Source organism: Candidatus Methylopumilus universalis (genome assembly GCF_006365315.1).
Taxonomy (GTDB): Bacteria; Pseudomonadota; Gammaproteobacteria; order Burkholderiales; family Methylophilaceae; genus Methylopumilus; species Methylopumilus universalis.
Genome location: NZ_CP040968.1, coordinates 1,086,398 through 1,108,216 on the forward strand (window position 1 = coordinate 1,086,398; position 21,819 = coordinate 1,108,216).

General features: G+C 37.6%; 29 protein-coding genes and 1 tRNA gene. 5 read left to right on the top strand and 25 right to left on the bottom strand.

The features are described from left to right. Positions 1 to 9 precede the first annotated feature (9 nt). Genes FIT79_RS05690 through FIT79_RS05730 form a run of 9 tightly spaced genes read right to left on the bottom strand, consistent with a single transcriptional unit; the run spans position 10 to position 8,033 of the window. Complete coding sequence (locus FIT79_RS05690; RefSeq protein WP_139875912.1) at positions 10 to 1,209, bottom strand: SAM-dependent methyltransferase; 1,200 nt, start codon at positions 1,207 to 1,209, stop codon at positions 10 to 12. A gap of 16 nt (positions 1,210 to 1,225) precedes the next feature. Further along, on the bottom strand, positions 1,226 to 1,957 hold the full coding sequence (locus FIT79_RS05695; protein ID WP_139875913.1) for a DUF1365 domain-containing protein: 732 nt from the start codon (positions 1,955 to 1,957) through the stop codon (positions 1,226 to 1,228). 2 nt (positions 1,958 to 1,959) lie between these two features. Next, positions 1,960 to 3,204 (bottom strand): NAD(P)/FAD-dependent oxidoreductase, encoded by a 1,245-nt coding sequence (locus tag FIT79_RS05700; RefSeq protein ID WP_139875914.1) that lies wholly within the window; start codon positions 3,202 to 3,204, stop codon positions 1,960 to 1,962. Positions 3,205 to 3,206: 2 nt separating this feature from the next. Continuing rightward, positions 3,207 to 4,148: an acyl-CoA desaturase gene (locus FIT79_RS05705; RefSeq protein WP_139875915.1), complete on the bottom strand. Its 942-nt coding sequence runs from the start codon at positions 4,146 to 4,148 to the stop codon at positions 3,207 to 3,209. A gap of 2 nt (positions 4,149 to 4,150) precedes the next feature. After that, positions 4,151 to 4,618 (bottom strand): lipocalin family protein, encoded by a 468-nt coding sequence (locus FIT79_RS05710; protein ID WP_223254718.1) that lies wholly within the window; start codon positions 4,616 to 4,618, stop codon positions 4,151 to 4,153. Positions 4,619 to 4,673: 55 nt separating this feature from the next. Further along, positions 4,674 to 5,432 carry a DUF1295 domain-containing protein gene (locus FIT79_RS05715; protein WP_139875917.1) on the bottom strand — a complete coding sequence of 253 codons (759 nt, stop codon included), beginning with the start codon at positions 5,430 to 5,432 and terminating at the stop codon, positions 4,674 to 4,676. Then, the gene (locus FIT79_RS05720) at positions 5,429 to 5,935 is read right to left on the bottom strand and encodes a DUF2878 domain-containing protein (protein ID WP_139875918.1); all 507 of its coding nucleotides are present in this window, start codon (positions 5,933 to 5,935) and stop codon (positions 5,429 to 5,431) included. The genes FIT79_RS05715 and FIT79_RS05720 overlap by 4 nt, the downstream gene beginning before the upstream one ends. After that, entirely contained in the window at positions 5,936 to 6,991 is a 1,056-nt protein-coding gene (locus tag FIT79_RS05725; RefSeq protein WP_139875919.1) for an SAM-dependent methyltransferase, read from the bottom strand. Positions 6,992 to 7,028: 37 nt separating this feature from the next. Further along, a complete protein-coding gene (locus FIT79_RS05730; protein WP_139875920.1) occupies positions 7,029 to 8,033 on the bottom strand; it encodes a S1 family peptidase in 1,005 nt (334 codons plus the stop codon). A gap of 51 nt (positions 8,034 to 8,084) precedes the next feature. Between FIT79_RS05730 and FIT79_RS05735 the strand changes: the two genes are divergently transcribed. Further along, positions 8,085 to 8,447, top strand: coding sequence for a DUF2237 family protein (locus tag FIT79_RS05735; RefSeq protein WP_139875921.1), 363 nt, complete (start codon positions 8,085 to 8,087; stop codon positions 8,445 to 8,447). A 3-nt stretch (positions 8,448 to 8,450) separates the two neighbouring features. Then, positions 8,451 to 8,735 carry a 4a-hydroxytetrahydrobiopterin dehydratase gene (locus tag FIT79_RS05740; protein WP_139875922.1) on the top strand — a complete coding sequence of 95 codons (285 nt, stop codon included), beginning with the start codon at positions 8,451 to 8,453 and terminating at the stop codon, positions 8,733 to 8,735. A 6-nt stretch (positions 8,736 to 8,741) separates the two neighbouring features. Here FIT79_RS05740 and FIT79_RS05745 read toward each other — a convergent pair whose 3' ends face one another. Beyond that, entirely contained in the window at positions 8,742 to 9,266 is a 525-nt protein-coding gene (locus FIT79_RS05745) for a peroxiredoxin (protein ID WP_139875923.1), read from the bottom strand. Positions 9,267 to 9,286: 20 nt separating this feature from the next. Then, on the bottom strand, positions 9,287 to 9,718 hold the full coding sequence (locus tag FIT79_RS05750) for a hypothetical protein (protein WP_139875924.1): 432 nt from the start codon (positions 9,716 to 9,718) through the stop codon (positions 9,287 to 9,289). 69 nt (positions 9,719 to 9,787) lie between these two features. On the opposite strand from FIT79_RS05750, the gene FIT79_RS05755 reads away from it, so the two are divergent. Next, the gene (locus tag FIT79_RS05755) at positions 9,788 to 10,036 is read left to right on the top strand and encodes a helix-turn-helix domain-containing protein (RefSeq protein ID WP_139875925.1); all 249 of its coding nucleotides are present in this window, start codon (positions 9,788 to 9,790) and stop codon (positions 10,034 to 10,036) included. Between the two features lie 6 nt (positions 10,037 to 10,042). Here the strand turns inward: FIT79_RS05755 and FIT79_RS05760 are convergent, their stop codons facing one another. The 6 genes from FIT79_RS05760 to rpsU all read right to left on the bottom strand — a co-directional run bounded on the left by FIT79_RS05760 (position 10,043) and on the right by rpsU (position 14,991). Beyond that, the gene (locus FIT79_RS05760; RefSeq protein WP_028818020.1) at positions 10,043 to 10,303 is read right to left on the bottom strand and encodes a transcription initiation factor IIE subunit alpha family protein; all 261 of its coding nucleotides are present in this window, start codon (positions 10,301 to 10,303) and stop codon (positions 10,043 to 10,045) included. 39 nt (positions 10,304 to 10,342) lie between these two features. Continuing rightward, positions 10,343 to 10,419: transfer RNA gene (locus FIT79_RS05765), tRNA-Ile, on the bottom strand. Between the two features lie 14 nt (positions 10,420 to 10,433). Further along, positions 10,434 to 12,329, bottom strand: coding sequence for an RNA polymerase sigma factor RpoD (rpoD, locus tag FIT79_RS05770; RefSeq protein ID WP_223259628.1), 1,896 nt, complete (start codon positions 12,327 to 12,329; stop codon positions 10,434 to 10,436). A gap of 154 nt (positions 12,330 to 12,483) precedes the next feature. After that, positions 12,484 to 14,235, bottom strand: coding sequence for a DNA primase (dnaG, locus tag FIT79_RS05775; protein ID WP_139875927.1), 1,752 nt, complete (start codon positions 14,233 to 14,235; stop codon positions 12,484 to 12,486). Between the two features lie 90 nt (positions 14,236 to 14,325). After that, a complete protein-coding gene (locus FIT79_RS05780) occupies positions 14,326 to 14,769 on the bottom strand; it encodes a GatB/YqeY domain-containing protein (RefSeq protein WP_139875928.1) in 444 nt (147 codons plus the stop codon). Between the two features lie 9 nt (positions 14,770 to 14,778). Continuing rightward, a complete protein-coding gene (gene rpsU, locus FIT79_RS05785; protein ID WP_028818016.1) occupies positions 14,779 to 14,991 on the bottom strand; it encodes a 30S ribosomal protein S21 in 213 nt (70 codons plus the stop codon). Between the two features lie 119 nt (positions 14,992 to 15,110). On the opposite strand from rpsU, the gene tsaD reads away from it, so the two are divergent. Beyond that, positions 15,111 to 16,109, top strand: a complete 999-nt coding sequence (gene tsaD, locus FIT79_RS05790) for a tRNA (adenosine(37)-N6)-threonylcarbamoyltransferase complex transferase subunit TsaD (RefSeq protein WP_139875929.1) — start codon at positions 15,111 to 15,113, stop codon at positions 16,107 to 16,109. Positions 16,110 to 16,113: 4 nt separating this feature from the next. On the opposite strand, the gene plsY is transcribed toward tsaD, so the two are convergent. Continuing rightward, a complete protein-coding gene (plsY, locus tag FIT79_RS05795) occupies positions 16,114 to 16,704 on the bottom strand; it encodes a glycerol-3-phosphate 1-O-acyltransferase PlsY (RefSeq protein WP_139875930.1) in 591 nt (196 codons plus the stop codon). A gap of 52 nt (positions 16,705 to 16,756) precedes the next feature. Here plsY and FIT79_RS05800 point away from each other — a divergent pair, with 52 nt between their 5' ends. Then, complete coding sequence (locus tag FIT79_RS05800) at positions 16,757 to 17,119, top strand: dihydroneopterin aldolase (RefSeq protein ID WP_139875931.1); 363 nt, start codon at positions 16,757 to 16,759, stop codon at positions 17,117 to 17,119. Here the strand turns inward: FIT79_RS05800 and xerD are convergent. The 7 genes from xerD to queE form a co-directional block, all read right to left on the bottom strand. Then, entirely contained in the window at positions 17,116 to 18,042 is a 927-nt protein-coding gene (gene xerD, locus FIT79_RS05805; RefSeq protein WP_139875932.1) for a site-specific tyrosine recombinase XerD, read from the bottom strand. The two genes, FIT79_RS05800 and xerD, sit on opposite strands and share 4 nt — an antisense overlap. Positions 18,043 to 18,094: 52 nt before the next feature. Next, positions 18,095 to 18,541, bottom strand: a complete 447-nt coding sequence (gene rplS / locus FIT79_RS05810; protein WP_223259629.1) for a 50S ribosomal protein L19 — start codon at positions 18,539 to 18,541, stop codon at positions 18,095 to 18,097. A 16-nt stretch (positions 18,542 to 18,557) separates the two neighbouring features. Next, positions 18,558 to 19,325 carry a tRNA (guanosine(37)-N1)-methyltransferase TrmD gene (gene trmD / locus FIT79_RS05815; RefSeq protein ID WP_139875933.1) on the bottom strand — a complete coding sequence of 256 codons (768 nt, stop codon included), beginning with the start codon at positions 19,323 to 19,325 and terminating at the stop codon, positions 18,558 to 18,560. After that, a complete protein-coding gene (rimM, locus tag FIT79_RS05820) occupies positions 19,326 to 19,805 on the bottom strand; it encodes a ribosome maturation factor RimM (RefSeq protein ID WP_189644852.1) in 480 nt (159 codons plus the stop codon). A gap of 54 nt (positions 19,806 to 19,859) precedes the next feature. Further along, on the bottom strand, positions 19,860 to 20,390 hold the full coding sequence (gene rpsP / locus FIT79_RS05825; RefSeq protein WP_139875935.1) for a 30S ribosomal protein S16: 531 nt from the start codon (positions 20,388 to 20,390) through the stop codon (positions 19,860 to 19,862). A gap of 119 nt (positions 20,391 to 20,509) precedes the next feature. Further along, on the bottom strand, positions 20,510 to 21,181 hold the full coding sequence (gene queC, locus FIT79_RS05830) for a 7-cyano-7-deazaguanine synthase QueC (protein WP_139876101.1): 672 nt from the start codon (positions 21,179 to 21,181) through the stop codon (positions 20,510 to 20,512). After that, positions 21,171 to 21,755 (bottom strand): 7-carboxy-7-deazaguanine synthase QueE, encoded by a 585-nt coding sequence (gene queE / locus FIT79_RS05835; RefSeq protein ID WP_338140505.1) that lies wholly within the window; start codon positions 21,753 to 21,755, stop codon positions 21,171 to 21,173. Before queE ends, queC begins: the two co-directional genes overlap by 11 nt. Positions 21,756 to 21,819: the final 64 nt, after the last annotated feature.

Below are 21,819 nucleotides of genomic sequence, written 5' to 3' on the forward strand. Positions count from 1 at the left end.
ACTTTTATATTATCCACGATATCCTGGTTTCACTAATTTAAGATGAATATCACTGATTACTTTTTCTTTGAATCCGCCTTCACAATAAGCCAGGTAAAAGTGCCACATTCGAATAAATACATCATCAAACCCTAAAGCCTTTACTTCTTTGATATTTGCAAAAAAAGCCTTTCTCCAGAAAGCCAGCGTTCTAGCGTAATGATCACCAATATCTTGAACATTATAAATTTTTAAATCTGAGGATTGCGTAATGCTATTTTGTAAAGCTGTCAAAGAGGGAATACAACTACCCGGGAAAATATATCTTTGAATAAAATCAACAGATCGCTTAGCTTTTTCATAGCGTTGATCTGCAATCGTAATGGTTTGTATGAATGCAATACCATTAGCTTTTAATAAATGAGCACATACTTCAAAATAAGTATCGTAATACTGATAACCCACAGCTTCTAGCATTTCAATAGATACTAATTTGTCATAACGGCCTTTTAAATGCCGATAATCTGAAAGTAACACGTTAATCTTATGCGTTAATTTTAAATCTTTAATTTTTTGTTTTACATAGAGATACTGTTGTTTTGAAATAGTTGTAGTCGTGACTTTGCATCCATAATTTTGTGCAGCATAAATAGCAAAACCTCCCCAGCCAGAACCAATTTCAATCACATGGTCATGAGAGGATAACTCAAGCCCTTGGCATACCTTTTCCAATTTATAAATGGATCCTTTATGAAGGGAGTCATGAGGATTTTTAAACACAGCGGATGAATACATCATGGTTGCATCTAAAAAAAGTGAGAAAAAGTTATTGCCCAAATCATAATGTTTAGAAATGTTAACGCGGCTTCCTTTAACTGAATTTTGATTTAAATAGTGGAGCGCTTTAAGCATTGGCTTTAAAAAAACATTAAATAAGCCTTCTAATTGATCCATTGCATTTTGATTGATAGCCATAATACGAACAAGCTGAGTTAAATCGTTTACAGACCAAAACTTTTGCATAAAAGCCTCGCTCACACCAATGGAGCCACCAAAAGCTAGCGCCCCGTAAAATCTGGGGTCATGTACGGTTATGTGAGCACTTAATTTTCCTTTATTTCCGAAAGAAAAACTTTTTCCTCCTTCTTGAATAGAGATATAGCCTATATCAATTTTCTTTAACTGATTAAAAACAAGGGATCTAGCTAAATGATGTAATGGATTTTTCATAGAAATAATTAAAAATTTATGGATGTGGAAAAAAAGTAATGCCTTTTACCTTTAAGCATAATGCTTGCCAATAAATAGATAGAATTGTTTTAAAAGTTTCAGGTGGGAATCTGAAAAGTAAAAAATTCAGTGATTGCTTTGTTAAAGGTTTTTTTTGCAGCTGCATAGATGCATTAAAAATAAATTCTTTCTCGCGGATGTTATTCATAGACACTTCTATCTTATCTCCTGGCTCTTTAAAGCTCCAGCGGTATTGAATATCCATTGGCATAAAAGGCGATACATGGAAATTCTTCCTAAATTCAAAAGTTTTGATTGGTGTCTTTACATTTCTGCAGTCATGGACATAAGCATGATTTTCATTCCAAGGTGTATTGGTAATATGCGACACAATAACTTCTAACTTATTTTTTGTATTAAAGCAGTAATAAAAACTCACTGGGTTAAAACAATATCCAAAATAACGTGGGCTCGTCAGTAAATATACTTTTCCATGATGATTAAAATTGAGCTCTTTTCTAATTTCATCCTGTATGGATTTTTTTAAGTTTATTTTTTTATTACCAAAGTAATCCGACCTTAAAAAGCAGCCAAAATTAAATTTGTTATAACTCCAAAAGAAGTTATCTGAAAACATAGTTTCTATATTGTCCAAATCCAGATACAGCAAACGAATTCGGTACTCGAATGTATGCTTTTTAGGCTTCGACCGCGAATGTTTGAGGGAACCTTCATAAATGGCATTCATTTCTAAAATCCATGTATCTCGTTAAACTGCTTAATCGCAACTAAAGCACTTTTGACACCGTCCTCGTGAAATCCATTCCCCCAATAAGCCCCAGCAAAGGAAGTGCGATTTATTCCTGAAATCAGATGATAATTTGATTGGGCCACTATACTTTGCAAGCTATATTGTGGGTGGGCGTAGGAAAGCTTTTTAATAATTTTCTTCTTATTAATTTTTTCTTGCGGATTTAATGTCACTAAAATCGGTACATTTGTAATTAGATTTTGCAATATATTCATATTGTATGTCAGAGACACAGGGGAATGAATATTTTGATTGATATGATAATTCCACGCCGCCCAAGCTAGCTTTCTTTTTGGCATAAAATTCTCGTCATAATGCAAGATGACTTCATTATCTGTGTAAGGTATTGCCTTTAAAATACTTTTTTCATCTTGAGTAGGGCTTTTAATTAATTTCAATGCTTCATCACTATGGCAAGCAAAAAATACCCAATCAAATTTTTCAGTTCGGTCTCGAAATTGAATAATCACATGGTCACTTTTTCTATCGATAGACTGTATTTTTTCATTGAGCTTAATTTTACTTGCAAAAGATGCAGTTAACTTTTTTACATAATTGACTGAACCACCCGTGATAGTTAGCCACTGGGGCCTATCATTGACATTCAACATGCCATGATTATCGAAAAACCGTACAAAAAATTTTGCGGGAAATTCCACCATGGTTTTATAGTTAGAGGACCATATAGCAGAGCCCATCGGCAATATATAATATTTTTTAAAAAAATCAGAGTAGGCTTCTTGATCAAGATACTCACCTAAACTTATTTCTTGATTGCTATTTAAAAGTAAAGTTGATTTTTTATTAAATCGAAGAATTTCTTTGATCATCTTATAAAATGTAGGACTTATAAGATTTTTTCTTTGCGCAAACAGTGTATTTAAATTTGTTCCATTATATTCAAAATCTTTTTGACTATCTTTGACACTAAAGCTCATAGCACTATTTTCATATGGCACATGAAGCTCATGTAATAAATTTAAAAAATGTGGGTAGGTTTTTTTATTAAAGACAATAAAACCTGTGTCTACATGAAACTTTTGATTAAATAAATCGATGTCATGGGTATGTGAGTGCCCACCTACTCTTGAGTTATTTTCAAATAGCGTAATGTGGTGATTCGAATTTAGATGATAAGCAAGTGTATTGCCAGAGATACCTGATCCTATAATTGCTATTTTCATAGCTAATGATGAAGATGTTCTATTTTTTTAGATTCTCGGATATTGTCAGAAATCGTGCGCACATCCCATATCACTCCCATCATTGCTAAAAATTTCAAAACGTAATAAGTTAAATCTATTTCCCACCAATAGAAACCTTGCCTTGCAGAGCCTGGATAGTGATGGTGATTATTATGCCAGCCTTCACCAAACGTCAAAATTGCAATAATAAAATTATTACGACTCGTATCTTTAGTTTCGTATCTTTTTTTTCCCCATTGGTGTGCCACTGAATTCACTAAAAAAGTGGCGTGATAAAGCATCACTGTAGAGAGTGAAAATCCCCAAATGAATAATTGGAATCCATTCGTATTTAATTGCGGCTCATATTGATTTAAGTAATGACCAGCAATAAATAAGCCAATCGACAATGCTAAAGGCATTAAAAGATCAAACCGATCAATGATTCGCAACTCTGGAAATCTTATGAGCTCTCGAATAAATTTCGTATTAGTCACGAAATTTGATTTAGTTAAAAACCATCCCATATGACTCCACAAAAAGCCGTGCTCTTTTGGTGAGTGCTTATCTTCAGAAGTATCTGAGTGCATATGATGACCGCGATGGTGCGCTGCCCACCAGAGAGGTCCTCTTTGAACTGCAGTAGCACCAATCATAGCGAAAAGAAGCTGAACGAAACGGGAGGTCTTAAAAGTTTTATGAGAAAAGTAACGGTGATAGAAACCTGTGATCGCGAACATGCGAATGGCAAAAAGAGAGATACATACTATAAAAGCAATCCAACTAAAACCTACGACGAAGATTAATAAACAAGACAAATGAAGAAGAATAAATGGAATAACTCTCATCCAATCAATCTCCTTGCCATTTGTAATTGATGCGTACTTTTCTTCAAGAAAAGAATTATCAAACCAAAAAAATAGTTTTTTAAAAAATTGACTCATTATTAATTTGAATGCTCAATCCAACGTAATTTCTTAATATCGTAACCATCATCTTCAATTTTTTTGACTAGGTTTTTTAGTGTATCTTGATCTATCTTTTTTTGGCGAGACATGATCCACACGTAATCCCGATCGTCTCTAGCAATAATCGTATTTTGGTAATTTTGATCTAAATAAACAATTTTATATTGTGCTTTGATAGGCCATATAAATTGCATGCCCCATAAGGCATTGCCAGACCCTTTCATCACAAAACCTTTAGGATGATATGTTTTAACAGGTCCTGACAAAGATCCCTCATTAAAAGTGAAGGTTGTGCCGATCGTACCGTCTTCGTTTAATTCGTATGACTCGATGGCATTAAATGCATTTTTTTCAATAAAGGTTGGAATGTGTGCAATAACAAACCATGGCCCCATAAATGACTTTAAGTTTACTTCAGGAACTGTTTTGATCGGGGCTTGAGTCATACATCCATTCAATAATAAAAAAAATGCTGCCAGTAGGGAATATTGATATCGCATATTATGCCTTCCAGAATCGAGGAATTAAAGTATTTACTTTTTTCTTGTAAGTTTGATACCCATCAAATTTTTTAACGAGATTAGCTTCAAGAAGTGTCACACCTGAAAATCTTAATATCAAAAAGGTCATAAGAAGTGGCGCTATCAAATTAAAATGAATCCCTGTGGCAAGGGTTGTCATAAAAAAGCCCCACCATACTAGAAGCTCACCAAAATAGTTTGGATGCCGACTAAATTTCCATAACCCCGATTGCAGGAGCTTTCCGTGATTTTTTATGTTGCTCTTAAATAGCATTAATTGATAATCGGCGACTGACTCATAAACAATCCCAAATAATGCTATTGAAAACCCTAATATATCGAACCAAATTAAAGGATGGTCATTTTCTATTGCAATAAAAAGAATCGATCCCACAATCCATGAAAGAATAGATTGGAGTCCAAAAATAATATAGGCACTTTTATTTCTAAAATTGGGTTCGTTATTTTTTCGAATTTTTAAGTAACGCGCATCTTCTGATTTTCCCCAATTTCTTATCGTAAGATAAATCGAAAGGCGAGCCCCCCACAGAAAAACTAACAAAAGAACCAGAGCAGATCTTAATGACGGTGTAAATGCTGTGTAAAAATAAATCGCATTAAGGACAAAAAATAAACCCCACATGATATCAACATGAGTCACATTATTTTTTTTAAGGCTTATAAGCCAGCCAAGGTATGCAAATAAGACATTAATAATTAATGCATTTAAATAGATCATGTGCGAAATCCATTCCACTTTCCTGCAATAAGCAAACAAACTGGGGTTAAGATCGCCCAGCCAAGTGCTAGCGCATATATTGAAAAATGATTTGTAAGTTGAACCGCATTTAACTGCTCTGCCGCAAAGTAAGCTACAGGGCCGCCGATAAATCCAAATAAAACAGCTAGTACCCTATTAGATTTAAGCCAGCTCAAGGAGAGATTGAGTGTGGTTGCAAATAATCCCCACATAGCGACAATCCAAACAGGTACGAGAGTATCAAAGAATTGATTCTGATAGGTTACTAAATTTGTAATTAATAGTAACTGATCGAATATCGAGCCCAATAGCATGATGATAAATAGCAGCATAGTGGCCTCTTTTTTTCGCGAGGCTTGCATAATATGAGCCAATAAAATCAAAGCTACGACCATCATAGATAAAGGTAGCTTTTGATTGGCAGCTCCCCATACCGAGATAAACCAGCCCAGCTGAAAAAGTACAAAATTAATTAATTTCATTTATTTCTTTGGTCTCTCAAATTGATAATGCGTAACCCACCACTCCTGGCCATCACGATATCCAAATAATTCAGCGCAGGCCATATAAAAAATACGCCACCGATTAAACCATTGCGTCGCATGTTGATTGCCATATGTTTTTCTAAGAATAGGATAAATGTCTGATTTCTTCTTATCCATATTATCTAACCATGCATTGGCTGTCTTTTCATAATGGGTTCCATCCCAGCACCATTTTTGATTCAGTTTTAAATGCTCTTGAAAATGTAACGGCAGATCATCACTTGGCATCATTCCGCCTGAAAAGAAAAATTTGCTCATCCAGTCATCTTTATCTTTAACTTCAAATGCATAAGGTGTATGTTGATGGACAAAAATATGCATAAAGAATTTTCCACCGGGCTTTAACCAATCATGAAGCATTCGATAAAGCTTTCTATGATTTCGCATATGCTCGAACATTTCAATTGAGACAATCCGATCAAAAGCTTTTGGAATCTTAAAATTTTTAGGTTGGAATCGATTCATATCACATGTGATGACATGGATATTATTAAGCTTTCTTTTTTTCGCCTCAGTCTCAATAAAAACCCTTTGACTGTTTGAATTAGATACCGCAAATATTCGACTTTTCGGATACTTCTGAGCCATAAAAAGCGTTAAAGATCCCCAGCCACATCCAAGCTCTAAAATAGTTTGTCCATTTTTTAAATCGGCATGTTTGGCACTGATATTCAGCGCATTAAATTCTGCATCATCTAAATGATTCGTTTGGCTATCCCAATAGCAACTACTATATTTTTTATGTTTACCTAAACAAAAATCAAAAAAAGAAGACGGCACTTCATAGTGTTGTTTGTTTGCAAGATGGGGAACTAAAGCGATAGGGGATTCATCCATGCTTTTCAAAAACACACTTTTTAAATCTTGTGATTTTTCTGCATCTTGATTGCTGATTTCATCAAGGCGTTTCTTTAGAAGCTGTCTGATTCCAAAGCGGATGAGTGAGTCTGGGAGGAACCCTTTTTCAGAAAGTAATAGAGCTTGTTTTAACATAATGAAATATTTTATTAAAGTTTATAGATACGAAATCTTACTTTAACTTATCTAATTTATTCAAAATAACTTCTGCGAGACTTGTATTTAATTGATTGACCTTTTTTTGAATGTTTTGTAGCGCTACTAAATCCTTTTCAGATTCAGCAATGTCTGCTAACCCCATCATGGCATCCACATGTCTTGGATTTATTCTTTCAGCCTTGGAAAATGCTTCTTTAGCAGCTTTAAGATCTTTTTTTCCTTGGCCAGCTAGCCCCAAAAAATACCAAGCATCAGATGAATTCGGCTCTTCTTTAATCCACAAATCTGAAATGGACTTTAGCGCATCCCACTCTTTATTTTGGTAAGGAATCACCACTTTCATAAAATAAGGCTTTTGATCGAATGGCATAGCCCAAAAAGGAATATCTAAAGTTTTAAGTGATTTAGCATCAGGCTCCTTCATAAGCTTTTTAATCCACTCTACCGGCAAACTGTAAAAGAATCCTTGAGGCCCTGGGCTTTTAAATGTCGTAATCCCGATTAAATTATATTTTTCATCAAATAGGCCACCCCCGCTTGAACCAAGAGCAAAGGCCGCATCTGACCTAATAATGACACTACTATCTAAGCGATGCATCGCCTTAACGGAGCCATAAGATGGCTGTGGCACATTACTCCCGTTTGGATAGCTCACACTAAATACATCTTCTTCATATTGGAGTGTTTGGCTATCGCGAAGAGGGACTGGCGTAAATGGTAATTCTTCAAACTTTAATAAACATAAATCATGTTTCCAATCAGCCTTAAATGCTATTGGCTTATATGCATTATCGTATTTAGAAATATTGGCGCCCAATGTATTCGCTATCACATGGCAGTCAGTTGCAACATATTCCTTACTTACAACAACACCTGTTCCAGTACCTGAGGAGCCATCGGGAAAATCAACATTAACAACTACAATTGAATTATTAAGCTCTAATAATTTTTCAAAAGTGGGGATTGCTTCTGCTTGTGTCGCAATGAGCAATAAAAATAAACTTATCGTATGTTTCATAGTCTATGTGACTCTAAGATTTAAATATCGTTCATAGTGGTGTCTTAAAAAATGACAATTAAAAATGTTCTCGGCACAAAATTAGAAGTGTGCAACCTAAACCCTATCACAGGATTCACCAGAAATGGATGTTGTGAGACAGGCCCCGAAGATATCGGCCAGCACACGGTATGCGCAGAAGTTACCCAAGAATTCCTCCAGTTCTCTCAATTAAAAGGTAATGACTTAATGACCCCAAGGCCTGAATATGAATTTATGGGACTTAAAAAGGGAGATCGTTGGTGTTTATGTGCCAACCGATGGCTTGAGGCTCTAGAAGAAGGTATCGCACCTCCTGTCGTTTTAGAGGCCACACATGAAAAAGCTTTAGAAATTATTGATCTTGCAGAACTCAAATACCACCAAATAAGGTAATCTATGGCTTACAACGCAAAAGAAATAGAAGATAAATTAACGCTTAAATGTACGTCCTGGTCTTATATTTTTCCTTCAATTGAAAGAAAATTCTTAACGCAGAATTTTGATGAGTCAATTCGCATAGCGAATGAAATTGCAAAAATTGCGAACCAATTAAATCATCATCCAGAACTCGTATTTAAACATAATGAACTGATCATCAGAACTCATACCCACAGCGCGTCAGGCATTACAGATAAAGATTTTGAATTAGCGGAAAAAATTGATCAATTACTCTTGGTTTAATTTTTTTTATTTAAGTACTTTTAAATCCTCAATAATTTCTTGGCTATGTTTTGAGGTATCTACGCTCAGATAAATTTTTGCAATCTTGCCTTGTGGGCTAATTAGATACGTATATCTTTTAGCAAGCTTAATCACTAAGAAGTTGTTTAATGCGCCGTAGCTATTGGCAACATCCCCTGAGGTATCTGACAAAAGAGGAAAAGGTAAATTATATTTTTCAGCAAATTTCTTATGAGAAAAGCTATCATCAATACTTACACCAATGACTTTAGCGCCTAAAGCCTCTAGCGTTTTAAAATCATCTCTAAACTGACAAGCTTCCTTAGTACATCCAGGCGTATCATCCTTCGGATAAAAATATAGAACAACCCATTTGCCCTTGAAGTCAAACAAACTGACTTGATTGCCTTGGCTATCTGGAAGTGTAAAAGTTGGTGCGTCATCACCAATCTTTAAAATAGGTGCTGCCATCACATTTGCTCTAAGCAAATAAAATACGAGAGCAATACCAATTAAAATGAAAATCTTCATATAAATATATTAACCTTTAATTAACGAATCGTCTTAATAAGCTCCAAAAGCTTTGTGGTCATTTTAATGAGTGTCTCTTTTAAAACTTTTGCCTGATCGGCTATGATAGATTGACTCCTATCATCTGCATCTGATGCCTGAAGATCTTCAATGTAAAAAAGACGGCTATCAAGCTTCAACCATAAAATCAGAACCATGATTCTTTCTTGGTTTGGAAATGACAATCCTTTAAGCCATTTTCTTGCAGACTCTTGGGAAATATGAAGTGAGGTTTTTTTACATTGTTTATTAAACTGAGTCGCAAAATAAAACGCAGAAATACTTTTAGATTTGTATTTAAGTCTCAATGCTTTGTTAAGTTCAGCTGAAAATAATTTATGTGTATTCATATTTAGCAAATTAAGTAGTACATCTAATTTCTCGCCCCCCCCAATTCCACCTATAAGTTGCATTTATAAAGGCTTTGCAACTTCCACTTCAAACTATGTCATCTAAGAATGACAGAATTATTTTTTAAAATAATGCATAGTGACAAAGTGAACAGACTTTCCAAAATAGACAGTACCTTCGGTATCATTCTTCGAAAAAAAAGGCTTAGCAAAAAACTCACGCAAGAAGCCTTGTCAATTGAATCTAGTCTTTCTCGAGCTTATATCAGCGAGTTAGAAATGGGCCATAAAGACCCAAGTCTCTATACGATATTTAAGTTAGCTACCGCTTTAAAAATTAAACCTTCCACAATTATCGACGAAGTCGAGCGTCAGATTTAATTCAAATTACTGAGGTGGTGCAGCAGGTGCTTTTCTACCTGGCGCTGCTGGCGGTGTGTAGCCTGCGATACGACACTGAATACCTTCAACAAGTTTACCTTTGGCGCCATGTTGAATAATGGTACATGTCTGAATTAAATTCTTGCTTTGTAATTCTGAAATAGTTTTTCTTAATTCTTTTAAATCAATCCCTGTATCTTTTACGATCTCGTGATCAATTTTTTGTCCGTGTTTTTGTAAATATTTTAATACCACTTCTTTTGTCATATTGTTACCTTTCTTTTTACTTACTTTTTAATTCTAATTTGGTGGGCCCACCTGGACTCGAACCAGGGACCAAAGGATTATGAGTCCTCTGCTCTAACCAACTGAGCTATAGGCCCTCTGATAGATTAATTTATTCTTTTCCGTTTTCTAAAAAGCTACGTAATCTTTCTGAGCGTGTTGGATGTCTCAATTTTCTCAAAGCCTTCGCTTCAATCTGTCGAATACGCTCACGCGTGACATCAAACTGTTTACCCACTTCTTCTAACGTATGATCTGTATTCATTTCAATACCAAAACGCATACGTAAGACCTTAGCTTCGCGTGGTGTCAGAGACTCTAAAATTTCTGCTGTCACATCACGCAGTGATCCGTATACAGCTGCATCAATCGGGGTTAATGTTGCTGCATCTTCAATAAAGTCACCAAGATGAGAATCTTCATCATCACCAATCGGTGTTTCCATCGAAATAGGCTCTTTAGAAATTTTTAAAATCTTACGAATCTTATCTTCAGGCATTTCCATTTTTTCAGCGAGTACTGATGGGTCAGGTTCAGCACCTGTGGATTGTAAAATTTGTCGTGAGATACGATTCATCTTATTAATCGTTTCAATCATATGCACTGGAATACGAATTGTTCTTGCTTGGTCGGCGATAGAACGCGTAATCGCTTGTCGAATCCACCAAGTCGCATATGTTGAAAATTTATAGCCACGACGATATTCAAATTTATCGACGGCTTTCATCAAACCAATATTACCTTCTTGAATGAGGTCTAAGAATTGAAGGCCACGGTTGGTGTATTTTTTTGCAATCGAAATCACAAGACGTAAGTTAGCTTCAATCATTTCGCGTTTTGCACGACGAGCTCTTGCTTCACCTGTCGTCATTTGCTTATTGATTTCTTTTAAATCTTTAATCGATAAACCTGCTTCTTTTTCAATCGCAATCAATTGATCTTGCTGGTCTACGATGGAATGCTTAAAGCGTTCTAATTTTGCGTTATAAGCTTTATCTAATTTTAATTCATCGACAAGCCAATTGAGATTCGTTTCATTACCGGGAAAGCTCTTAATAAAATGTGTGCGAGGCATGCCTGATTTTTCGACACAGAAGTCCATCAATTTTCTTTCGTGTATACGAATTTGATTCACGCGATTTCTAACGGAGTCACAAAGAGCTTCTACTTGTTTGGCTGAAAATCTAAATTCCATGAGTTCTTTTAAAACAGATTCATGAAGTTTTTTATACGCAGGATCGTCAATATCTTTTTTAAGACGAATATCATTCATCTTCTGATTAGTTTTCCTAATCGCAGCAAAACGCGTTAAAACTTCTTCACGTAATTTGGCAAGTGCTTCAGCTGAAATCGCAGCGGCTTTGGCGCCATCTGCATCATCATCTTCTTCTGCATCAATATCTTCTTCGACTTCCTCTTCGGCTTCAGCAGCCACGATCGGCGCTTCGACTTCTACATCGATTAAACCATCTACCACTTCATCGACACTTAATTCATTGGATTCAACTTTATCAACCATCGCAAGAAGTTCAGTGATAGTTGTAGGACAGGCTGCAATTGCTTGCACCATGTGTTTTAAACCGTCTTCAATGCGCTTTGCAATTTCAATTTCGCCCTCACGCGTTAATAGATCGACAGTTCCCATTTCACGCATGTACATGCGCACAGGATCGGTTGTTCTTCCAAATTCAGAATCCACAGTAGCAAGGGCTTGCTCAGCCTCTTCAGCCGCTTCTTCATCTGTCACAGGAGGTGGCACATCTGCCATGAGGAGCGCTTCTGCATCAGGCGCTTGTTCATACACCATGATCCCCATATCGTTGATCATGCTCACAATGCCTTCAATTTGTTCTGACTCTTGAATTTCGTCAGGTAAGTGATCGTTGATTTCAGCGAAAGTTACATAGCCTCGCTCTTTACCAAGGACGATTAAGGTTTTAAGACGGGCACGTCGCTCTTCGATAGCCTGAGGATTTGCGTCATTCGCATTTCCATAGAAATCTTTCATTTTGGGGTTCTTTTTTTGCGACGGGTCTTTTTTTGGTCTGGCCATGCTCTACCTCTTCTTGTTAGGGCTTATTTTGCCTTATAAATCAACAAAATATAAATAAACGCGTAACCTTCAAGTGTACCAAAAAGGGCCTTTTTGGTCAATGAAAGGCTTAAGTTTTAGGGGGTGTTTTGGGTCTTTGGGTAAGCGTTTTAAGGTGTTCTTTTTCTTCATTTGTTAAGCTACTTAAAGGTTTGTCTTTCAAAGCGCTAAAATGAGCCTTCGTTTTAGACGCTTTTCCCTGCTCAAGGAGAGTTTTTCTCGCCCCCTCAATTTCAGACTCAAAATGGATCTGATCATCAAAGTGTGTAAGCTCCTCATTGACTAAGTCCATCACCACATTATCTACTTGTGATTTAAGACCATGAAGGATTGAAGAAGGTTTCGATTCAGGTTGATTTAAGGCAATTTCTAAGACTTTTTTAAGTAAATCATCTTCAAAAGATTCTGTTTGAGCCAACGCTAAATCTTCGCTCATGGCCAGCTGGGGCTTTAAGATGAGAAGCAAAATAAATTGACGTTTGACTGATGCTGGAAGCTTTCCCTTTGTTTTAGCATAGGATTTATTGGCTTGAAATTGAGGCTGTGCCACATGAAGCAATTGATCTATTTCTTTATCATTCAAATGAAGTAATTCCGCAAAACGTTTACGTAAAAGTAAGCTTAATTTAGGTGCTGTGATCTCTTTTAAGATAGGCTCTGCTTCATTTAAAAATTTCACTTTATCTTCTTGAGTCGCTAAATGATTTTTTTCAGTTAATTGCTGGATTAAGTATTGCGACAAAGGCATCGCTTCTTGCATCATCGATTCAAAAGCTTCTTTGCTATGCAATCGAATAAAGCTATCAGGATCATGTTCTTCAGGTAAAAATAAAAATTTCAAAACAACTTTATCATTCAGGCTCGGAAGTGCATTCATCATGGCGCGCCAAGCTGCGGCTTGTCCTGCATTATCACCATCAAAACAAAAAATAATCGTATCAGTTTGACGCATTAACTTTTTAATATGGAATGCAGATGTGGCGGTACCCAATGTTGCAACCGCATGCGTTACACCAAATTGTGCGAGACCTACGACATCCATATAACCTTCTACTACGAGGACACAACCTTTTTCGCGAATCGATCGACGCGCTGCAAAAAGGCCGTAGAGCTCTTGGCTCTTTTGGAAGAGTGGTGTTTCAGGTGAGTTGTAATATTTAGGCGTATCCTCGGGATTGATCACTCGCCCACCGAATCCAATAATTTCGCCTTTCATATTATGAATAGGAAACATGATGCGATCACGGAAACGATCATAGCGTTTACCTTGATCGTTCTTTAAGACGAGACCCGCAATATTAAGCGCTTCATCATCGTATTTTTTAAAAACGCTTTCTAAATTTTGCCAACCTTCGGGGGCATATCCTAATTGAAATGTTTTTGCGATTTGCCCTGTAAGTCCACGTTTTTTCAAATACTCAATCGCACGTTCTGATTTTTTTAACGCACTTTGATAATACTGAGACGCGAGCTCTAGAGCTTCACCAAGCGCTAAATTTTTTTCTTTAACTTCGGGTGAAATTCTTTGTGAATCTTGGGGCACAGTTAAACCAACTGACTTAGCAAGATCTTCTACCGCATCCACGAAGCTCATGCCTTGATATTCGATTAAGAAACTTAAAGCTGAGCCATGTGCGCCACAGCCAAAGCAATGGTAAAACTGTTTTGAAGGGCTTACCGTAAATGAAGGCGACTTCTCTTGGTGAAAAGGACAGCAAGCCACATAGTTACTACCGGCTTTTTTTAAAGGTACACTTTTATCAATCACATCGATCACATCGACACGATTTAAAAGTTCTTGGATGAACGACTCTGGAATCATATGCGTTTAATCATAGCTTAAAAATAAAAAGGAGCCTTAAGCCCCTTCATCATTTTTTTAAATTTTTATATTGAGTTTTTTGGGAGACTATCAACCAAGCTTTTGTTTGATGAGGGCGGATAATTTACCCATATCTGCTCGACCCACCACTTGAGGTTTGACGATCGCCATTACTTGACCCATCTCTTTAATGCTTGTGGCGTTTGCGGCCTTAATCGCAGCATCTAAAATGGCACTCACTTCTTCGTCACTTAGCGCTTGCGGAAGATAGCTTTGTAAGATTACCACCTCAGCTTTTTCAGCATCAGCTAAATCTTGTCTTTTTGCAGACTCGTAGGCTTCAATGGAATCACGACGTTGCTTTAACATTTTTTCAATGACAGCCATAACATCTTGATCCGTCAATTCAATACGCTCATCGACTTCACGCTGTTTAATAGCTGATTGAAGAAGTCTAATTGTGCCAAGACGAACGACGTCTTTAGCGCGCATAGCATCCTTCATGTCCTCAGTAATTTTTACTTTTAAGGACATCTTAAAAAATTAGAATAATTTTGGGGGGAGCATTTGATTGCGAAGACGACGGTACTGACGCTTCACTGCCGCAGCAGCTTTACGTTTACGTTCCCAAGTTGGCTTCTCATAGAACTCACGCGCACGTAAGTCGTTGATAAGACCGGTCTTCTCAATTAAGCGCTTGAAACGACGAAGTGCTACGTCGAATGGCTCGTTTTCTTTTACACGTACTGTTGACATTAAACTCTCTTATTTTAAATAATGCGTTTTTGTGTGTTTTCCCAAAATGGAATTTCGGAAAAGTCCGTTATTTTAATGCTAATCTACTCATTTATCAATCTTTTTTGAGCCTTAAACCCATGCTGGTACTTGGTATTGAAACCTCCTGTGATGAGACTGGACTCGCCCTTTTTGACAATGAAAAAGGTCTTTTAGGTCATATCCTTCATTCTCAGGTCGACCTTCATGAAGCTTATGGCGGCGTAGTCCCTGAGTTAGCTTCCCGTGACCATATTAGGCTTATTTTGCCCTTGCTTGAAAGTCTTTTTAAAAAGACAGGGGTTAAAAAAGAAGATGTGGATGCCATTGCTTATACACAAGGCCCTGGCTTATCTGGAGCTTTATTGGTTGGAAGTTCGCTCGCTGAAGCCCTAGCCTTTGCACTTCAAATCCCTACGATTCCGATTCATCATTTAGAGGGACATTTATTAGCGCCCTTATTGGAAAAAGATCCGCCCACTTTTCCTTTTTTAGCCCTTTTAGTTTCTGGGGGTCATACGCAAATTATCCATGTGAAAAAAATCGATCAATATGAAATTATTGGTGACACTTTAGATGATGCCGCAGGAGAGGCTTTTGATAAAACAGCACAATTATTAGACTTAGGTTACCCAGGCGGATTGGCTTTGTCACTTTTAGCTGAAAAAGGAAAGTCTCGTTTTGATTTACCGAGACCGCTCATGCATAGCAAAGATTTAAATTTTAGTTTTAGTGGATTAAAAACGGCAGTGTTGCATTTAATCCGCGCACAAGAAAATTTAACAGATGAAATCAAAGCTGATATTGCTTTTGCATTCCAGGAAGCGATCACTGACGTCTTAAGCAAAAAATGTCTCGCAGGGCTCGATCAAACACACTTGAAACATCTCGTCGTCTCAGGTGGCGTGGGTGCGAATAAGCAATTACGTGAAAAATTAAAAACTGAATTATCTAAAAAAAATTATGAAGTTTTTTTTCCGCGCTTAGAATTCTGCACAGACAATGGCGCCATGATTGCATTTGCAGGTGCGATGCGATTAGAAACTTCCTTAAAACGTGATCTTAGTTTTATAGTTAAACCCAGATGGCAACTCGCTTAAAAAATTATTTCTTATCTCTAAAACTTGATTCGGTGCCATTGATTAAGCGTTTAATATTATCAATGTGACGAAGAATTAAAATCAGTGCAATGATGGACGATGCAATCAATTGATAAAAATCAATTGCATAAAAAAATCCCATCACAGGAGACAGGCTTCCTGCAATGATGGCCGCCAAAGATGAATAACGCCAGATGCTAAACACAGCGAACCATATAGCCAATACAGTCAATCCCATTACCCAAGAAAACATAAAGAGAATACCTGCAGCCGTTGCAACTCCCTTACCCCCTTTGAAGTCATAATAAATAGGAAAAATATGTCCTATGAGTGTGGCAATTGCAACAAGTGCCACCATCAATGGAGACAATTCAAAATATTGCGCTAAGCCGACCGTCAAAGAACCTTTAAGAGCATCACCTAGAAGCGTTAATAAAGCGGCTAATTTTTTTCCTGTTCGTAACACATTCGTGGCGCCTGGATTTTTTGAGCCTATCGTGCGAGGATCAGGCAAAGAAAATAAATGACTCATCACGATGCCAAATGAAATAGCGCCAATGAGATAACTAAAAAGAATGTAAATCACGTTCATCATTTGAAAATCACTTTATAATGAAACCTCTATTTTACAATTTTTTGGAGCGCTCATGACGGCCCCACTTATTTTTATAGAAGAGATGAAAGTTGAAACCATTATTGGTGTCTCGGATTGGGAACTCGCAATGCCTCAAATATTGGTGATTGATCTTGAAATGGCTTTGCCACAATTAGCCTCAACGACTTCTGATTTAATTGGAGATACAATTGATTACGGCATCGTTGCTGAGCGCATTAAATCCATCACATCAAGTCACACATTTAAACTCTTAGAGCCTTTAGCTCATCTCATTATTGAAACATTAGAAAAAGAATTTAAGTCTCCCTGGATGAAGCTTAAAATTTCAAAACCTCAGATTTTGCCGCAAGTGAAAGCTGTCGGTGTCATCTTTGAAAAAGGAAGTCGCCCTTAACCTCTCGGGTGATGTGTTTCGTGAAGTTTTTTTAAACGCTCGCGTGCCACATGTGTATAAATTTGTGTCGTTGAAATATCTGCATGCCCCAATAACATTTGAACGACTCTTAAATCTGCGCCGTGATTAAGTAGATGTGTGGCAAATGCATGTCGTAAGACATGTGGTGACAATGTTTTTTGAATGCCTGCGATCAATGCATAGCGTTTAATTAAATGCCAAAATGATTGTCGCGTCATCAATTCTCCACGTTGTGTGACAAACAAATCGTCCGACACATGCTGATTAAGAATATGGGGTCTTGCTTCTTTTAAATAACGATCAATCCATTCGACAGCCACTTCTCCCATAGGGACTAATCTTGTTTTGCTGCCTTTACCTGTGACGCGAATCACACCATCACTTAAACTCACTTCAGTCACTCTTAGACTAATAAGTTCAGTCACACGCAAACCACAGGCATAAAGAAGTTCTAACATCGCGCGATCTCGAAGACCTAAGGGTGTTTCAATTTGAGGGGCTTTTAAAAGAGATTCGACCTCAGTTTCATTTAAACTTTTAGGAAGTGATTTCGGTAACTTTGGGGCTTCCACATGAAGGGTAGGATCTTCATTGATATGACGTTCGCGTAAGTGATATCGATAGAAACGTCTCAGTGTTGCGATCAGCCTTGAAATACTTCTTGCTTTGACATGACTAAATTTATTAGCGAGATAAGCTTGAATATCACTTTGATGAGCCTCTAATAATATTTTCTTAATACTCTTATTTAGAAATTCGGAGAACTGCATTAAATCAAAACGATAACTCTCCAAAGTATTTTTGGCTAAACCATCTTCAAGCCATAGGTGATCAATAAATTGATCGATGACTTTTTTTTCTTCATCAGAAATAACAATGGGATCTCGTATTTTCTTCGCCATAGAAAAAGATTAACACAAATAAAAAAGCCCCGCTTTAACGGGGCTTTTTAAATTACTCAGCTGCCTTATCGGGAGCCGCCTCAGGCGCTGCCGCCTTCGGTGTTTCTGTTTTTGGAATATCTTGAATAATTTCTTTTTCGCGTGCATCTAATTTTTCACGGATACGCGCAGATTTACCTGAACGCTCACGCAAGTAATAAAGTTTTGCACGACGTACATCACCGCGACGTTTTAATTCGATCGATGCGATGAGTGGAGAATAAGTTTGGAATGTACGTTCAACACCTTCACCTGATGAAATCTTTCTCACAGTGAATGCTGAATTAAGGCCACGATTTCTTTTTGAAATCACAACACCTTCGTAAAGCTGTACACGTTTTCTTGTACCTTCGACTACATTTACACCCACTACGACTGTATCGCCTGGTGCAAAGCTAGGGATGGTTTTACCTAGACGAGCAATTTCTTCTTGCTCTAATAATTGAATAATATCTACCATAATCCGTTCCTTTTAGTTATATAGAGTCTTGTTCCTGCTTATCAATTTCTTGAAGCAGCCGAGTCTCTTCTTTAGTCAACAGCCTTGCGGCCAACAAATCAGGTCGTCTGACCTTGGTTAACGCTAACGATTGCTGAAATCGCCAGGCGCTAATTCTAGCATGGTTACCCGACAATAATACATCCGGCACCTTGGATCCTTCGAACACCTCAGGCCTCGTATAGTGAGGGCAATCAAGTAAGCCATTCACAAACGAATCCTCAATGGCTGAGTTATCATCACCTAACACCCCTGGTAGTTGCCTAATAATGGCATCCATCACCACCATGGTGGGTAATTCCCCGCCACTTAATACGTAGTCGCCAATTGAAATTTCTTCATCGACACTACTTTCAATCAACCGCTCATCAACCCCTTCATAACGACTTGCCAAAAAAATGAGTCCTGAAGTTTTTGATAATTCCATTACTTTTTGATGTGTGAGTGGCAATCCTCTTGGGGATAAATGAATCACTCGCACATCGTGAATACCTTTATTCATTTGCGCTTTTTTTGCCGCATCAATCGCCTTCTTTAAAGGCTCAATCATCATCAGCATGCCAGGACCGCCGCCATAAGGCCTATCATCTACCGTACGATGTGTGTCACTCGTAAAATCTCTTGGATTCCATAATGTTAAATCTACAAACGCTTCATGAAATGCGCGAGAGGTAATACCGAAATCCTTTAATGCTTGAAACATCTCAGGAAAAAGTGTCACCACATCAAAAGATAAAGGTTTCATTTAAAAATCTTTATCCCAGTCGACTTCAATTTCTTTTTTTTCCATATCCACATTTAAAATTACATGCGGAATAAAAGGGATTAAATACTCTTTGTCGCCCCTAACGACTAAGACATCGTTCGCTCCTGTTTCCAGAAAAGTTTGAACAACACCTAAATGTTCTTGTTTCTGATTGATGACGGCATGTCCCATCAAATCATTCCAGTAATATTCGCCCTTTTCTAAGGCGGGTAACTCATGCTTGGGTATTAAAATTGTTTTATTTCTTAACCCAAATGCTGCATCTCGATCATCGATATTTACTAACTTAGCAACGATACTATTGCCGTGTATTTTGGATGTTTCGATCGGATAACTTATGGATGATTTTTCATCCCCAATAAGCCACTCTTTTTTGTTCAGAAGTTGATTGATATCTACCGTGAAGGGCTGGATCTTGATCCAACCTTTGACACCATATGGCCCACTGATGCGTGCCATGATAAATTTTTCTCTCTCACTCATATCACTTGTATCAACAAGTGAATCAAAACATTAAGCGCTTTCAGCTGGTGGTTCAGTCGCCTCAGCTGGAGCTGCTTCAGGAGCTGCGGCTTCTACTGGGGCCGCTTCTGGAGCTGCCTCAACTGGAGCTGCTTCGGCTGTTACTTCTGGAGCTGCTGCTGCAGGCGCTGCTGCAGCTTCTGCTGCCTTCGCTTTTTCTTCTGCTTCTTTAGCTTCCATCGCTGCTTTTAATTCTTCTGCTTTCTTAGCGGCTTCTTTAGCTTTTCTCAACTCTACTTTATCTGCGTCTTTTTTCTTTAAAGCCACGATTGCTTCTGGGCCTTTTGCATGCAGTTTAACTAAACGGTGAACTGAATCTGAGAGAAGTGCGCCATGACCTTTCCAATGTGTCACACGTTCGTTATCAATACGAAGTGCTTCGGTGCCAATCTTAGCCATTGGGTTATAAAAACCAATACGCTCAATAAAGCGTCCGTCGCGGCGATTTCTTGAATCTGCCACTACTACATTGTAAAATGGGGTCTTTTTTGAACCGCCTCTAGAAAGTCGAATAATTACCATAATTTACACTCTTCAATTAGTTAAAAATTTTCTTAAGAAAGGGGCGGATTTTACGCTATTTTTGGCATATTTGGCAAGCATAATCACTTTAAAGACAAGAATTTAAGGCTTCTTTTCGTCTATTGGTAAGAGGTGGGATCTTCAATTCCGGCCGCTTTAAAGCCGTTTTGCCTTAAACGACACGAATCACAGACGCCACATGCATGACCAACTTGATCAGCCTGATAGCACGAGACAGTTAAACCGTAATCCACACCTAATTTCATACCCTGAAGAATAATGGCTTCTTTAGATAGATGAATCAACGGAGTGTGAAGTTGAATATTTTGGCCTTCTACAGCAGATTTAGTCGCTAAATTAGCCATTTTCTGAAATTGCTCAATGTATTCGGGCCTGCAATCAGGGTAACCTGAATAGTCGACGGCATTAACCCCTATAAAAATATCATGCGCACCGATGACTTCTGCCCAACCTAGCGCCAAAGTGAGCATTAAAGTATTACGCGCAGGAACATAGGTAATCGGAATATGAGAAGTTAATTCAGTCGGCATTTTTAAATCAGGATTGGTAAGTGCAGAAGTAAGCATCCAACTTAAATCCATCTCAACCGTTTTATGATCTTTCACTTTAAATTGCATAGCAATTTTTTTAGCCGCAGCGAGTTCCGCAATATGGCGCTGGTGATAATTGACACTCAAGGCATAACATTCATAACCTTCTTTTTTCGCAATCGCTAACGTGGTGGCTGAATCGAGGCCCCCTGATAAAAGAACTACGGCTTTAGACACCAGGTTTTTCTCCCCAAAGGAGTTTATGTAATTGAATTTGCATGCGCACATGCAGTTGATCTTTCAAAATCCAATCTCCTAAATCAGTGACATCTAATTTTTGATAGACAGGGGAAAATAAGACGCTACATTTTTGTGTGAGTTTATATTGATCAAGTATTTTTTTAGCCCAGTCATAATCTTCACGACTACAAAGTACAAACTTAATTTCATCTTTTGAACTAATCATATCTAAATTTTCCCAGTGATTTTTTTTCTCTTCACCTGACTCGGGCGTTTTGATATCTAAAATAATTTTAATGCGCGGATCCACTTCTTTAATAGAAAGTCCGCCGCCACTTTCAATCGACACCTCGTAATTGTTATCAGCCAAAGTTTTAAGAAGGTGGATTACTTCTTTTTGTGCCAGTGGTTCCCCACCTGTCACTGTGACATAGCGCGTATCATATTTTTTGATGGATGCCATGATGTCCTCGATATTCATCATCGATCCACCTTGAAAAGCGTAAGCCGTGTCGCAATAATGGCATCGCATCGGACAGCCACTTAAGCGAATAAAGATTGTAGGTAATCCCATACGGGAAGATTCACCTTGCAGTGAATAAAAAATTTCAAAGATTTTAAGTTGTGTCACGTTAAGA